General features: G+C 67.4%; 10 protein-coding genes. 3 read left to right on the top strand and 7 right to left on the bottom strand.

The features are described 5' to 3' along the window. Nucleotides 1–184: 184 nt before the first annotated feature. Nucleotides 185–1,243 (bottom strand): acyltransferase family protein, encoded by a 1,059-nt coding sequence (locus ACYCO6_RS20065; protein ID WP_459762581.1) that lies wholly within the window; start codon nucleotides 1,241–1,243, stop codon nucleotides 185–187. A gap of 981 nt (nucleotides 1,244–2,224) precedes the next feature. Between ACYCO6_RS20065 and ACYCO6_RS20060 the strand changes: the two genes are divergently transcribed. Further along, nucleotides 2,225–3,064 (top strand): universal stress protein, encoded by an 840-nt coding sequence (locus ACYCO6_RS20060; RefSeq protein WP_459762579.1) that lies wholly within the window; start codon nucleotides 2,225–2,227, stop codon nucleotides 3,062–3,064. 206 nt (nucleotides 3,065–3,270) lie between these two features. Here the strand turns inward: ACYCO6_RS20060 and ACYCO6_RS20055 are convergent, their stop codons facing one another. The 3 genes from ACYCO6_RS20055 to ACYCO6_RS20045 are packed head-to-tail and all read right to left on the bottom strand — an operon-like array spanning nucleotide 3,271 to nucleotide 9,148. Continuing rightward, nucleotides 3,271–5,562, bottom strand: coding sequence for a glycoside hydrolase family 65 protein (locus ACYCO6_RS20055; RefSeq protein WP_459762577.1), 2,292 nt, complete (start codon nucleotides 5,560–5,562; stop codon nucleotides 3,271–3,273). Continuing rightward, nucleotides 5,559–6,299: an HAD family hydrolase gene (locus tag ACYCO6_RS20050; RefSeq protein WP_459762575.1), complete on the bottom strand. Its 741-nt coding sequence runs from the start codon at nucleotides 6,297–6,299 to the stop codon at nucleotides 5,559–5,561. The genes ACYCO6_RS20055 and ACYCO6_RS20050 overlap by 4 nt, the downstream gene beginning before the upstream one ends. Continuing rightward, nucleotides 6,296–9,148, bottom strand: coding sequence for a cation-translocating P-type ATPase (locus tag ACYCO6_RS20045; RefSeq protein WP_459762573.1), 2,853 nt, complete (start codon nucleotides 9,146–9,148; stop codon nucleotides 6,296–6,298). Before ACYCO6_RS20045 ends, ACYCO6_RS20050 begins: the two co-directional genes overlap by 4 nt. 346 nt (nucleotides 9,149–9,494) lie before the next feature. Between ACYCO6_RS20045 and ACYCO6_RS20040 the strand changes: the two genes are divergently transcribed. Beyond that, nucleotides 9,495–9,746, top strand: coding sequence for a hypothetical protein (locus tag ACYCO6_RS20040; RefSeq protein WP_459762571.1), 252 nt, complete (start codon nucleotides 9,495–9,497; stop codon nucleotides 9,744–9,746). 24 nt (nucleotides 9,747–9,770) lie between these two features. Here the strand turns inward: ACYCO6_RS20040 and ACYCO6_RS20035 are convergent, their stop codons facing one another. Then, nucleotides 9,771–10,466 carry a VIT1/CCC1 transporter family protein gene (locus ACYCO6_RS20035; RefSeq protein WP_459762569.1) on the bottom strand — a complete coding sequence of 232 codons (696 nt, stop codon included), beginning with the start codon at nucleotides 10,464–10,466 and terminating at the stop codon, nucleotides 9,771–9,773. 5 nt (nucleotides 10,467–10,471) lie between these two features. Then, nucleotides 10,472–11,002 (bottom strand): cytochrome b, encoded by a 531-nt coding sequence (locus tag ACYCO6_RS20030; protein WP_459762567.1) that lies wholly within the window; start codon nucleotides 11,000–11,002, stop codon nucleotides 10,472–10,474. A 985-nt stretch (nucleotides 11,003–11,987) separates the two neighbouring features. Between ACYCO6_RS20030 and ACYCO6_RS20025 the strand changes: the two genes are divergently transcribed. Then, a complete protein-coding gene (locus ACYCO6_RS20025; RefSeq protein ID WP_459762565.1) occupies nucleotides 11,988–12,701 on the top strand; it encodes a DUF6065 family protein in 714 nt (237 codons plus the stop codon). Nucleotides 12,702–12,753: 52 nt separating this feature from the next. On the opposite strand, the gene ACYCO6_RS20020 is transcribed toward ACYCO6_RS20025, so the two are convergent. Beyond that, a complete protein-coding gene (locus ACYCO6_RS20020; protein ID WP_459762564.1) occupies nucleotides 12,754–13,137 on the bottom strand; it encodes a hypothetical protein in 384 nt (127 codons plus the stop codon). Nucleotides 13,138–13,930 lie beyond the last annotated feature (793 nt).

The following is a 13,930-nucleotide window of genomic DNA, read 5'->3' as shown; positions in this document are numbered from 1 at the left end:
GCCTGTTGTGGCCTCCCTCGTCGGGATTCGGCTCATTGCGGTCCCTTGCGGACCAGCGGAAGGCGCCCTTGGCATTGTGCGCAGGACCGCCGCGACCCGTGTGCGCCCGAATCTGTAGCGCCCGCTCTTTCCGGGCCCTGCCGCAACATGGACCAGCCTCAAGTCGATGGAACCTTCATGAGCCTCACATGCGGCACGCGATCCGCCTTGGCTCGCCCCTGAGACTGGTGAAGACATGCTTGTGGCGGAGGGCCGGCCTCTCGACGAGGTGCCAGCTCAGCAGACCCAGTCCGACCCCGACCGGCAAGGTGATCGCCGTCACCGCCCACGGCGAGATGCCAGAAATATAGAATATGAGGAGCCCCTGCACCGGCCACGCATACAGGTAGAGCCCGTACGAAGGATCGGCGCGATCCATCATTCGACTTACCCGGTTGGGCGGGCACGCCATCGCGTACCAGAAAATCAGGTAGCCGCCGAGGATCGCAAATGCCGGCTCCGCGAGCCAGGGAACGAACATGAGCCCGACGAGCGCGGCAGCGGCACAAGCAGCGCGGCGGTGCGTGAAGACGATGCGGTCACGCCAAACGTAAAAGGCGGCCCCGACAAAGAATACCGCCGTCAGTCTCGCCGTGTCGGCGGGGATGCCGAAAATCGTGTAGCCATATCGTAGATTTGGCAAATCTCCGCGAAAAATATAAAATAGCACAAGCGCAAATAATATAGTAGCACGAATACCGCGGCTGAGTCGTGATGCGGCGTAACAGAACAAGATGACCAGCAGGTAACAACGAAATTCGTAAGGGATTGTCCACATCGATCCGTTGAGGATGGGGGAGGGCAATCCCGTGAAAGTACCCGGCACTGCCGGACTGTCGAGCAAGACCAGCTTCTTGGCCGACGCCAAGGCTGAGACCTGCGTCAGATCACCGCCCACGCACGGGGCCACCACAAGTGTCGACGCGAGGAATGCGACGATGAATCCTGGGTAGATGCGCACAACCCGTCGTGTCAGGTAATCGCCGATGGAGCGGGAATTTTGAAAACTCTTCGTGATGAGATACCCGCTCACGAGAAAGAAACCATCCACCGCGAAATGGCCGAGCGGGCGGCTGCCGCAGAGCCGCACCAGTATCTCGCGAGAATCGTTGCCATCTACCAGTTGCGGCGAGTGCGATACCACCACGAGAGATGCGAGCAGAAGACGCAAAAAACCGAAATTGTTTTCTCTCGATGCGAGCATCGCTGCCGACTCCTCGATGATTCAGGTGCACACGCTCTCACCTCCGGATTGATTTCGAATAATTAACAGCATCAATCATCTAGAGGAAATCGGCGCTCCAGCCAAGAACATTATTGTAGACCTACCAACCGTGCAGGCTCATTGGATTTCCAGCACGACATTGCCTGACATTGAGAGGCCGCGCCCCGCATTGCAGCGAGCGCCTGGGCTCATTCCAGGGCTGCGCGGGGAGGGGCACCATCACGGAGCGACCTGCTGGGCTTCCACGCGAGCGCGCCGGCCGCCGCGTTCCGGCGGTCCGCTCCCAAGTTCTGAACCTTGTAAGGGCACGCAACGGGGCGGCGCGATCGGACCTTGGCGCACGCGCCGTGGCACCGAAACATGGCTATCACCTACGCCATCACGTGGCGATGGCTGGGCGCACGCGGCAGCGCTGTCATTCCATGACAGTTCAGGTTTAAAGCAGCCCGACGGTCAACTGTCAGTGTCCGTGAGTTAATCAATATTCTTGCAAGCATCCCAGCAATGTGCGACCGCAACGCGCAGTTATCTATACCTGATGAGAGCTCTTGCACCTTCAATGGCTGATCAAATTCTGACAGCATAGCAACCCCCTTGGCTGCTCATTGGCCAATGTAATACATAGCCAATACGTATGTGTTGCTAGGGGACGCATATACACACCGAGACTTGCGATTAGCATCATCCCACACAGTCATCAATACAAAATAATTGTTATACTACGCCTTTCGGCGGACCAGCTGGAGCCGGCCGCGAGCGCGGTTGCGCCCCGCTTCACTGCGCATGGCGCATCGGCCCTCCGCTAACCGCTCCGGGGGATGCTGCGCGTTTCAGTCCTCAAAATCGCGGAGGAACATCCTCCCAACCGTCCAGGGGCTCGCGACAGCGGCCGCATTTGATCGGCCTCAATGCGCTTGGGACGGCGAATCCAAGAATGTCCGCGCGAAAAGCGGGCGCGCCATGATCTCGAATCTCAGGAACATCCTCATCTGCGTGACGGAGCAGCTCGGGACCGAGGCGTCCTCGGACGCTCTCGCCTACGGCCTCTCACTCGCCGCACAGGCCGGCGCGCGCCTCACCGTACAAGCGGCCTCGGTCAAGCTCGTCCTGCCGCACGCCTGGATCAGCCGCTTGGTCCATGAATTGGTCGCCGACGAGAACCGAAGGCTGCGCGCCTTGGCCGAACGAATGGCTGAACAGGCCCGGGGCAACGCCGCCGCGGTGGGCGTCGTCTGCACCACAGAGACACCGCACCTCGCCTACTCCGATCTCCTGAATGCTTTCCGCTGGCAGGCGCGTCTGCATGACCTCGCCGTGATCGATGCCGAGCCGGACGCCATGACGGGTGATCGCGGGCTGATCGAAGTGCTCCTATTCGACAGCGGCCGGCCCCAGATCGTGGTTCCGCGCGGGGGCGCCTTCGCGGCGCGGCGGATCCTCGTGGCCTGGGACGGCAGCGCGCAGGCGACCCGGGCCCTGCATGACGCCCTGCCGTTTCTCAAGCAGGCGGATGCCGTCGAGATCGTTTCAGTCGTGGGGGAGAAGGATTTGTCCGAGTCCCTGCCGGGTGCCGAGATCGCGCCGTCGCTGGCGCATCACGATGTTCCGGTCACGGTCGTGGACCTCGTGGCCGAGGACGGGGACGTGGCCGAGACGCTGCGCAAGCACGCAACGTTGTCGTGCGCCGACATGATCGTGATGGGCGCCTTCGTCCATTCGCGCCTGCGCGAACTGGTTTGGGGCGGGGTCACGCAGGCCCTGCTCCGATCCTGTCCCGTGCCCCTCTTCCTGTCCCGCTGAGCCGCACGCAGTGCGCGGTCGTTCCGTGACGATCCTGGACCCTCCAGCATAAGGACAAGATTGCCCGGCTTAAGTGGATGGACCGGAGTGTGTCCCGGGAGATGGCCCGGCCGGTTGCGAGTCGGCGGGCTCGCTCGCGGACGGAGAATACGGGCAGTCCCGGCGTCGCACTCGAGACCTACCGCCCGTCCAGAACGAGAAGGGGCTCATCCGCCGACACCCTTCACGGCCAGCGGCTTATCATCTGATATGACGAATTCGGCGCTTCCGACGAACACAGTCATGGCAGACCCGCGCTCAAGGGTCACCTGCATGTCACCTGTCACTCCGTCGAGGGCGACGGCGAGTTCCCGCCCGCGCCACTGGATCCGGAACTCGAGGCTGTGCCAGGCCTCGGGCAGACGCGGATGGATAGCTAGCCCGTCAGCCCGCAGCGACAGCCCGGCGAAGCCGAAGATCGCCATCAGCCACACACCGCCGAGAGCCCCGATGTGAATGCCGCCGCTGATCGCCACATGGGTATCGGCGAGATCGATGGCCGCACTCTGACGGAAGTAGCGTAGTGCGACCTCTGCGCGGTCCAGCCGCGCGGCCGCGAGGCCGTGCATGGCCCGGCTCAGCGAACTTCCCTGCCCACATCTCGGCTCGTAGTGATCGAAGTTGGTCCCGCCGCTCGCGCCCGGGAAGGCCTCGGGCAGAAGGGCCAGGAGCGCGACGACGTCGGCCTGCTTGATGACCTGGGCCCGCTGCGTCCGCTCGCGCCCCAGAACCACATCCATCGGGACCGAGCGCCCGGCATAGGCGTTCAGGTCGATCGCCTCCAGGGCCGAGAAGCCCGCGAATTGCTCGTACAGCCCAGTGGCCGGATCGAAGCCGGTGGCGATGGTCTCCGCCGCCTCGCGCCACTGCGCCAGCTCCGGTTCGCCGAGGCCGAGGCGCCGCGCGAGCCGCTCCCACGTATCCGGCCAGCGCTCCCGCAGGAGGGCCGCGACCTCGAGGCCGCGCGCGATGTTCCACCGGGCCATGACGTTGGTGAAGGCGTTGTCGTCCACCCGCTCATGGTACTCGTCAGGCCCGATCACATTGCGGATGTGGCGCGCGCCGTCCGCCTCCAGCGTGGCCCGGCTGGTCCAGAACCGGGCCGTCTCCAAAATGAGCTCGGCACCCGCCTCGCGCAGGAAGGCTTCGTCCTCGGTCGCCTGCCAGTATTGCCAGACCGCGTAGGCGACGTCGGCACTGATATGCTGCTCCTGGCTGCCGCAGAGAATGTCCAGGATCTTGCGGTCCGGACCGACCGTCTGGGGCGGCGTGACCTCGGCTCCGGTATCGGCCGATTCCCAGGCGTAGAGGGCGCCCCGCCAGCCCATCTGCGCGGCCTTGGCGCGGGCCGCGTCCAGGGTGCGGAAGCGGTACAGCAGGAGGGTGCGCGCCGCCTCCGGCCAGGTCAGCGCGTAGAAGGGCACGAGGAAGATCTCGGTGTCCCAGAAGACGTGGCCGCGGTAATCGTCCCCCGTGAGGGCGCGGGCCGCGACGGAGACGTGCGGGTCGTCCGGGTTCGCCGCCCCGTTCAGGTGAAAGATGGCGAAGCGCAGGGCCGCCTGGGCGGTGTCGTCGCCCGTCACCCGGATGTCGCTGCAGCGCCAGCGCTCGGCCCAGGCCGCCTCGTGGCGAGCGAGGATGCCGCGCCAGCCGAGAGTGCGCGCGGCGGCCAGTTCCCTGCGGGCGCGGGCGCCCGCATGGACGTCGGTGGCGTGGTGGCGCGTCACCGCGACGATGCGCCGGAAGGTCACGACCTGGCCGGGCTGGGCGGTCCAGCGCCAAGCCCAGGTCAGATCGCCCCGCGCGACGGGCTGGCGCTCGATACCGTCCACCTCCAGCGAGGCCGCCGCCGCGATGGCGAGGCTCCGGCCGGACCGCCAGGTCCGCCACGCCTTGAGATCGAGATCCGCCCGTTCCGGGGCGAGTTCGAAATCCGTCGGTCCCAGCATGGCCTCGAAGGTGAGATCGCTGACGCCGCTCTCGATCCGCAGCTCGATCACCTGCATCCCGATCGCGCGCGCGTGGAGCGACACCAGCCGCAGGGAGCGCAGTCGGACTTCGAGCGGGGCGTTGCAGGTCTGGCGGGCCTCCATGAACAGGGCGCCCCGTCGCATGTCCAGGGTCAGCGCCCGTGAGGACCGGTCCGGACAGCGCATGAGCGGTCCGTCCGGCAAGAGGATGCTGACCTGCGTCCAGTCGGGCGCCGGCACCAGTTCCGGAACGAGGCTGTCGGGCGTCGGCGTATCGAACAATCCGGCCACGTAGAACCGCGGCGGAATGGCCCGGCAGGCTCCGAGATGGGCCGCTAACCCGCCGCGCACGCCGAGGAAGCCATTGCTGATGGCGAAGCGGGTTTCGAAGGTGCTCTCCCGCAGCAACTCGTATCCGGTCTCGCGCAGCAGCCAAGACGGATCGCCCTCGGAGACCATATCCTCAGCCAAGGGACCGGCCACATTCATGCGGCATCTCCCGACGAGGAAGGCGGCGCGAGATCGTCGACGCGGATCTCGTCAAAACTCGCCACCACGCGGTCGGCTCCCGCCGCCCGCAATCCGTCGGCGTCGCCCAGGCGGGCGATGCCGATGGCGGTCATGCCGCCGGCCCTGGCTGCCCGGATGCCCACGGGGGCGTCCTCGGTCACGAAGCAGCGCGCCGGAGCGACGCGCAATTCGGCGGCGGCCAGCAGAAAGATCTCGGGGTCCGGCTTGCCGCGGCGGAGCGCGCGGCCGCAGACCCGGGCCGCGAACGCATCGCGCAGTGTCCGGTTCTCGCTCAGCGGCACCGCGCGCATCATGGCCTCCGCGTTCTTCGAGGACGAGGCCGCCGCCATGGGCCAGTCCCGGTCGGCGAGGGCCCGGACGAAGCGGAGGGCGTCGGGAAAGGCCGTCACCCCCTCGGTCGCGACGATCCGCTCGAGGCAGCGCTGCTTGGCGTCGGCATAGGCCGGCGCCAGGTCCAGGGCATCCGGCAGACCCAGCGCGGCGAGGGCCGCGCGGGCTCCGTCGAGCCGAGCCTTGCCGGCGACCTGCGCCTGATACAGGGCGGTGGTGAAGGGCCGGGGATCCACGAAGCCGGCGAGCGCCGCGCGCCAGGCCCGCTCGTGCGGGGAGGCGAGCAGGACGCCATCCACGTCGAAAATGAAGGCGTGGCGTTCGGCGGGCGCGCTGGCCCGGGAGGCCGCCGGTGGAGGAGTCATCCCGTCGTCCTCCGGCTGGTGCGGTCGTGCGTCGTGCGGCTCAGCCATTTCCTGACCTCGCCGAAGACCAGAACCGAGCTGGCGACGGCCACACAGAACATCCAGTCACCGAGGCTCAAGCTCACGGTCGCGAAGGCGCGCTGCAGGACGGGGAGGTGGACCGCAGCGGCTTGGAGCAGGAGCGACAGGAGCACCGCGGCCCAGAGCCAGGGGTTTCGAAACAGGCCATCGAGAACGCTTCGGTCCTCCGAGCGGGCGTTGAACGCGTTGAAGAGCTGGAAGAGGACCAGTGTCGTGAACGTCATGGTCTGTGCGTAGGCCAGGGTGCCGTTCCCTTCGATGAGGCCCCCGGGCAGCGAGGCATCGAGCACGAACAGACTGCCGCACGCGGTCACGAGGCCGACGAGGGCGATGTCCACGCACATCCGGCGCGTCAGGACACCTTCACCGCGGGGCCGGGGCGGGCGCTGCATCACCGCCGGATCCGCCGGGTCCATCCCGAGCGCGAGCGCCGGCGCTCCGTCGGTGACGAAGTTGATCCAGAGGATCTGGGTCGCCTGCAGGGGGAGCATGACCTCGCCGGCCCGCGAACCGGCCAGCCCGAGGGTCCCGGCCAGCACCAGACCCAGAACCATGGTCGCGACTTCACCGATGTTCGACGAGAGGAGATAGCGCAGGAACTTGCGGATGTTGTCGAAGATCGCGCGCCCTTCCTCGACCGCCGCCACGATCGTGGCGAAGTTGTCGTCGGCGAGCACGATGTCGGCGGCTTCCCGCGACACATCCGTGCCGGTCAGGCCCATGGCGACGCCGATATCGGCGGCCTTCAGGGCGGGCGCATCGTTGACGCCGTCGCCTGTCATGGCCACGGTCAGGCCGTTACGCTGAAGCGCCCGCACGATCCTCAGCTTGTGCTCGGGATTGACCCGCGCGTAGACCGACACGGTGCGCACGGTCGCGTCCAGGGCCTGCTGCGAGAGGGCGTCGAGCTCGGCACCCGTGGCGGCGCACGAGTCCGTCGCGAAGCCGAGCTCGGCGGCGATCGCTGACGCGGTTCCCGGGTGGTCGCCCGTGATCATGATGGGGCGGATACCCGCCGCCCGCGCCCGCGCGACCGCCTCGCGCGCCTCCGGGCGGGGCGGGTCCGCCATGCCGATCAGGCCGAGAAAGACGAGATCCTGCTCGACGCGCCCGTCCAGCGCCGTGCCGCCGACGCCGTCTCGCGACAAGGGCCGGAAGGCGATCCCGAGGCTTCGCAAACCCTCACCGGCCAGGGCCTCGTTGGCCGCCAGGATCGCGCGCCGGCGCGCACGCGTGAGCGTGCGGAACCGTCCCCCGGCCAGCTCCTCCGAACAGCGGGCTAGGACGACGTCCGGCGCCCCCTTGGTACCGACGAACAGGTGCGGACCCTGCTCGCCGTCGCGCTGCACCGTGCTCATCAGCCTGCGCTCCGACGAGAACGGGATCTCGGCGATGCGCGAGAAGCGGCGGGCCATCGCCTCCTCCTCCAGCCCCGCCTTGCGTGCGGCGACGATGAGCGCCCCTTCGGTGGGATCGCCCTGAACGGTCCAGCACCCGTCGCGCTCCTGCAAGACGGCGTTGTTGGCCAGCACACCGGCGAGGAGGGCCTGCTCCACCTCAGACCGCTGCGCCTCGTCGAGATCGCCGCCGGTCCGGCTGAACCGTCCGACAGGGACGTAGCCGCTGCCGCCGACCTCGGTGCGCCCGGTCGCCGTCACGATCACGCGGACGGTCATCTCGTTCCTGGTCAGCGTCCCGGTCTTGTCGGACGCGATCACGTCGGCCGAGCCGAGCGTCTCCACCGCTGCCAAGTGGCGCACGATTGCGTTCCGCGCGGCCATGCGCTGCACACCAAGGGATAGGGCCGCGGTGACGATCGTCGGGAGACCTTCCGGAACCGCCGCGACCGCCAGAGCCACCCCCAGGATGAGCACACCGAGGAGGGCGTGGAAGCTCCTGACATCCGCGACGATGAGGATGACCGCGATAAGCAGGACGGCGATGCCGATGACCGCGAGCCCGAGGCGCTTGCCGACGCGGTCCAGTTCGATCTGTAGCGGGGTGCTCTCGTCCGGCGCATCCTGCAGCAGCGCGGCGACGCGTCCGATCTCGGACCGCATGCCGGTCGCCGTCACGACCGCCAGCCCCCGGCCGTAGGTGATCGCGGTCCCGCTGAAGACCACGTTGCGGCGGCTACCCAGATCCGCCGGGCCCGCGAGGGCCGCGACGTCCTTGAACACCGGCAGGCTCTCGCCCGTCAGGACGGCTTCCGTCGTTTGCAGCAGACTTGTCTGGACCAGCCGTGCATCGGCCGGAACCGTATCGCCCTCCTCGAGGCGGATCATGTCGCCCGGGACGAGTTCCGCCGCCGGGACGGTCCGGAGCGTCCCGTCCCGAATGACCCGTGCCTGCGCGGCCGACATCTGCCGCAGGGCCGCGACCGCCCGGTCGGCGCGCGCCTGCTGGACGTAGCCCATCGCGGCGTTGAGGAGCACGATGGCGACGATCGCGATCGTGTCATACGGCAGACCGACCTCGCGCTCGTAAAGCCACAGGCCGAGGGAGACGAGCGCTGCGGCGAGGAGCAGGAGGACGAGGACATCCGTGAACGGGGCGAGGAGCTTGCGCCACAGCGGCACGGGCTCGGCGGCGCGCAGCTCGTTCCTGCCGTAGCGCTTCAGACGCGCCTGCGCCTCTTGCCGGCTCAGGCCGGATCCGGCCTCGACGCGCAGGATTCCGAGGACCTCGTCGGCGGCGAGATGGTTGGGCGCGGCCGCCTTCTGCGGATCGCACGCGCGATGGACCTCCGACGACCGCATCCCACTCATGGCTCTGCCCAATGCGCGGCTCGGAGGATCAGCCGATCCGGACTCGCAGCTTGACCTGTTCCTTCGTCCTTCTGGCCGCATCCGGGACGCATCATCGCCGACCCGGACGCGGCCGGCCTCTTCGGCCGAACGCACGGGCCGCCGATGCGCCGGATCCGTCGCGCACCTGTCGCGCAGCCTCATGCCCAGTTAGCGAGCCGCCGATTCGGTGCCTTGCGCTGGATCAAGGCCCCGGCGTCGCCGCCCAGGCACAAGGTCGAATGTCCGCAGCCGCCGCCGAGCCGCGTCGGGGTGCTCTCAAACCTGCTCCGCGCGACGGCGTCCCGGCGATGGAGGGAGCACACACATGAAAAGCCGGGCGCTCACGCTTCTCCTCGCGCTCGCCGCGAGCGTGCCGTTGGCCCAGGCGCAGACGGCCACCCGCTCGCCCGATGCGGAACCGACCTTCATCGAGCCGGCCAACGCACCGCACCGCCACTGTGCCGGCGCATGCCTGAAAAGCGGCGCCCTCCACTGGTTCTGCAGGCCCGACCAGACCTGCTCGCTGGATTGCAACACCTCTCCGCCGCACAGGCACTGCCACGACCCACGACCGTAGCAGGGCGCCGTATCCGGTGGACCGTCATACCACCTTGCCGACGAGGGCTCCGATCCCGGCCGTGACCGCCATCGCCAGCGCCCCCCAGAACGCCACGCGCGCCGTCGCCCTCGGCACGACGGCCCCGCCGGCACGCGCACCGAGCGCGCCGAGCACCGCCAGGAAGACCAGCGAGGCCACCGATACCGTATAGACCGCGACGGTGCCGGGTGAGAGCGCGGCCACGAGCAGCGGCAGCGCCGCCCCGGCCGTGAAGGTCGCCGCCGAGGTCAGGGCCGCCTGAACCGGGCGCGCCGAGGTGATCTCCGAGATGCCAAGTTCGTCCCGGGCATGGGCCCCGAGCGCATCCTTGGCCATCAACTGGTCGGCAACCTGGAGGGCCAGGGCGTGGTCGAGCCCCCGGGCGACGTAGATCTGGGCGAGCTCCTCCCGCTCCGCGAGGGGGTCGCCGGCCAGTTCGCGACGCTCGCGGTCGAGGTCGGCCCGCTCTGTGTCGGCTTGAGAACTCACCGAGACGTACTCGCCCGCCGCCATCGACATCGCGCCCGCCACGAGGCCTGCGCAGCCCGCGACGAGGATCTCACCGGTCCCGGCCGAGGAGGCTGCCACGCCGACGATCAGGCTCGCGGTCGAGACGAGCCCATCATTGGCACCGAGCACGGCGGCCCGAAGCCAGCCGATGCGATCGATGAGGTGCCTCTCGGCATGGACGCGGTGCATGATCGTCAGGATCTTCCGGGAAGCATGCGGCGGAGGACCGCGTCGTGCCACAGGTAATGGTGCACCAGCGCCGCCGCGGCATGAAAGAGGGCGAGCGCCATCAGGATGTTGGCGGCGAGGCCGTGCCAATGGGTCAGCGGTCGCTTCCAGGCCGGGTTGCCGAGCTGCGGCAGGTCGAGGGGGCCGATCAGATGCACCCCGCGCACGAACGCATTGGCGATCCCGAGGCCGATGATGGCGATGAGCAGCAGGTAGAGCGCCGCATGAGTCGCCTTGGCCAAGCGGTGAAGCGGGCCCGGATCCGGTACGGGAAGTCGGCGGCCCTGCGTTTGCCGCCAAACGAGGAGGGCGATCAGCACGGCGGCGAACGCGAAGCCGAGTGCGAAATGGACGGACCAGACCGCCGTGCGCAGCCGCCCCTCGGGGACGAGATCCTCCAGGAATGTCCCGATCAGCCATAATACGAGCACCAGACCGGCCGTCAGCCAGTGCAGGGCAATGGTCCCACGATCATAGACTGGGCTTACCGTTCTCATCGGATCACACGCATCCTACCGTTCCGGGGTCTCAATACGGAGCGGCCCTACCGGGCGAAATCCGTCAAGGTGCGGCGCGCCCGGTCGTCCCCGGAGCGCCGAACGGGCTTGCGCCCATGCCCGACCGGGGCTGACGACCCGCAGCCCGTGAAGGCGCTGATTCCCCCTCCCACGGAGGCTCAGGACTCGAGACGTCGGCGATGTGCACCCGATTCGGCAGGATCCGTCTGCCCTTGGCGCTCAGTATCCAGAGGCCGGCCTCCGCACATCCGTCCCGACCCGGCGGCCTCGGCCGAACGAGGCCTCGGCCGAGAAGCGACCGCACCGTCCGCATCTCCCAAGGCCTGAGCGTGAGCAGCGGCCCGTCGCGGTCCAGACGCGCCAAGAGGCTCCGCTGAACCGGAGTCAGTGCGCGCCAGAGCGCCGAATTGTCTCGGTTCTCCATGATCAGATTGGAATTAATGTAAACAAGGCGTTTGGCGCAAGCGGGGATTGGTTCCGTTTCTGTGCCCTTGGCGAGCGGAGTCATGACCCCGCCGGACGAGAAGCTTGTCCGCCGCACCGTCGTTTGCCTGAGCGGAGCAACGCGGTTCCCAAGCGCTGCGCCCGTCGGCCGCGCGCCTGATGCGGTCGTGACATCTCCGGCCGATCCGCATTGGAGCAGGCCGCAGAGGCACTGCGACGTTCCAGAATGACATCGAATTTAATCCCTGCCGCCTCCGCTTCTCCCGGCCCGTCAGCCGGGATCGGATCTCCCGACGCCGCGGACCTCGGTCGACCGGAAGAACCCTGGTGCTGCATGGTCTTGCGACGGAACGAGGTCGCCCCGGCCGGCCCTGACCGCGTGCGCTGAACACCCGTTGGCAGACGGCCGGCCCCTCGGCAGTGGGCTGGACGGGAGAAAACCGACTCGCCGCACTCCGCGCCACGTCGAACCGTGCCGGAGCGGAGCGAGTTTAAGCGTCCAAACTCAGGGGGTCGGCACATGCGACAGATCAAGTTCAGGCTGAACGAGCCGGGTCTGCGCCCGCGGCGGACACGTCTCGAGATCCCCGGCTGGGCCGGGCAGCCGGAGCCCCGGGCGGACGGCTCGCAGGAATACGCCTGGCATTGCGTCCCGTTCTCGGAGGCCGCCAAGGCGGGCATCGAGCTGTTCTACCCCTACGCCAACGAGCTGCACGTCAGCACGCGGGGCGGCGCGCTCGTCTTCGAGGGCGACTTCGGCGCGCCGCCCGAACCCGGCCTCCAGTGGCCGCCGTTCCGGACCTTCGGCGACGCCTACTATACCTACCAGATCCTGCTCGACCTGAAGGTGGACGAGGGCTGGGCGATCAAGACCGAGACGCACCCGCGCTTCTACACCGACCGGACCGGGACCGTGCCAGTCGCGGTGCCGGCGCTTCTGCGGCACTGGTGGCCGATGATGTACTTCATGGTGTTCAAGGCACCGGACGAGGGACGCACCCACGTGTTCCGGCCCGGCGAGCCGTTCATGCAGATCACGGTCGTGCCGGCCGAAGCCGATCACGAGCTCGTGCCGATGTCCGAGGAGGAGGCGGCGGAGCGCGAGCTGCAATCCCGGCGCATCTACGCGAGCCGGAGCACGCTGTCGGCGGACTCACAGTGGACCTCGGCGACCAACACCGTGTTCGACGGCACGTATCGGCGCATCCTGGGGGCCGCCAAGTCGGCACGATGACAGTGGTGAGGAGAGAGGAAGGCCGGCTCGGCCCTCCTCTCCGTCCGGATGCTCAATAGCCGTAAGGCCGGAAGTATCCGTGATGATGATGGTGGTGGAACCGCCTGAAGAAGCGGTGATGATGGTGGTGGTGGTGATGGTAGAACGGCCTATAGAAGCGATGGTGGTGGTGATGATGGTGATGGTAGTAGTATTGCGCCTGCTGGACCGTCGCCTCCTCCTCGGTGGCATTCGGTAAGAGCCCCGCCTGCGCCTCTGCGGCATCCGATTCCTTGAGAAGCGCCACCGCGTTCGGGATCGGCTTCAGGAGGTCGGCATAGGATTCGACCTGCATGGCGGCATTCAGCCCCGTCGGGGCCGGCATGGCGGCCTGGGCCGGATCGGCCGCCGCCAGGAGGGTGACGGCCCCGAGCAGGCCAGCGACTGTCTTGTCCATCTACAGGCTCCTTCCAGAAACGCCGCACGCGATCGCAGCCGCAAGCCACCACCGTTGGGGACGCGGGCGGAAACACCTGACGCGTCCGAGGCGTTCCGGCATGGGCGGTCATGACGCAATCGAGAAAAGTAAAACTTCGACATAACCCCGGTTGCTCACGGTAAGATGGGGGCGTCGATATTCGATGTTCCCTGATGAAAAGAAATTTAGTCGCCCTTGCCGGGAAATAGCTACTTAGAGTTTCTAGAGCGGTCGTCCATCGCGGCGAACCGTGAGGCACTCCGCCCGCCTGCGACCTGTGCTGACCGGATCGCCGGTTCCGGGCGCTCGCCGAGCGGGCTCGCCGCAAGGACCAAAGGGTAAGAAAGCCTCACAGGCGCTTGGATCGCGTGCTCACTGCAGAGCGCATTTCATGACCGCGGGTGCTGTCGCGCAGCTAAGATAGCATTCCTGCTTCTCGAAGCAGAACCACGAGAGCGATCCGCTCTTCAGGCAGGAACCGCCGCAATGCCGGAAGGCACCGTAGAGCGGGCGGACGTAAACCGCATCGAGCAGGGTCCGACTTTGCGGCACGCCGCGCGGGGCATTGCTCGGTTCCGCCATCACCGCGGAGGACAACACGACCAGGACCGCCACAAAAGCCGGGAGTTTCACGGTTCGCCACAACGCCCAACTGCTCGAACAGTCCTAGGTATTGGCGCAACCAAAAATGTCGATTAAATTTCGGTTCATTGTGTAAACTTCGGGTATCAGGCAGATTTTTGCGAAGAAATATCGACCTCAATTCGGGATC

Source organism: Methylobacterium sp. CM6257, assembly GCF_054611515.1.
Note: the sequence above shows the minus strand (reverse complement) of the source record. Positions and strands in the feature narration are given on the sequence as shown.

What these genes read in the sequence shown, in the direction of transcription:
- ACYCO6_RS20065 (WP_459762581.1), bottom strand. Translation starts at nt 1,243, where the DNA reads ATGCTCGCATCGAGAGAAAACAATTTCGGTTTTTTGCGTCTTCTGCTC.
- ACYCO6_RS20060 (WP_459762579.1), top strand. Translation starts at nt 2,225, where the DNA reads ATGATCTCGAATCTCAGGAACATCCTCATCTGCGTGACGGAGCAGCTC.
- ACYCO6_RS20055 (WP_459762577.1), bottom strand. Translation starts at nt 5,562, where the DNA reads ATGAATGTGGCCGGTCCCTTGGCTGAGGATATGGTCTCCGAGGGCGAT.
- ACYCO6_RS20050 (WP_459762575.1), bottom strand. Translation starts at nt 6,299, where the DNA reads ATGACTCCTCCACCGGCGGCCTCCCGGGCCAGCGCGCCCGCCGAACGC.
- ACYCO6_RS20045 (WP_459762573.1), bottom strand. Translation starts at nt 9,148, where the DNA reads ATGAGTGGGATGCGGTCGTCGGAGGTCCATCGCGCGTGCGATCCGCAG.
- ACYCO6_RS20040 (WP_459762571.1), top strand. Translation starts at nt 9,495, where the DNA reads ATGAAAAGCCGGGCGCTCACGCTTCTCCTCGCGCTCGCCGCGAGCGTG.
- ACYCO6_RS20035 (WP_459762569.1), bottom strand. Translation starts at nt 10,466, where the DNA reads ATGCACCGCGTCCATGCCGAGAGGCACCTCATCGATCGCATCGGCTGG.
- ACYCO6_RS20030 (WP_459762567.1), bottom strand. Translation starts at nt 11,002, where the DNA reads ATGAGAACGGTAAGCCCAGTCTATGATCGTGGGACCATTGCCCTGCAC.
- ACYCO6_RS20025 (WP_459762565.1), top strand. Translation starts at nt 11,988, where the DNA reads ATGCGACAGATCAAGTTCAGGCTGAACGAGCCGGGTCTGCGCCCGCGG.
- ACYCO6_RS20020 (WP_459762564.1), bottom strand. Translation starts at nt 13,137, where the DNA reads ATGGACAAGACAGTCGCTGGCCTGCTCGGGGCCGTCACCCTCCTGGCG.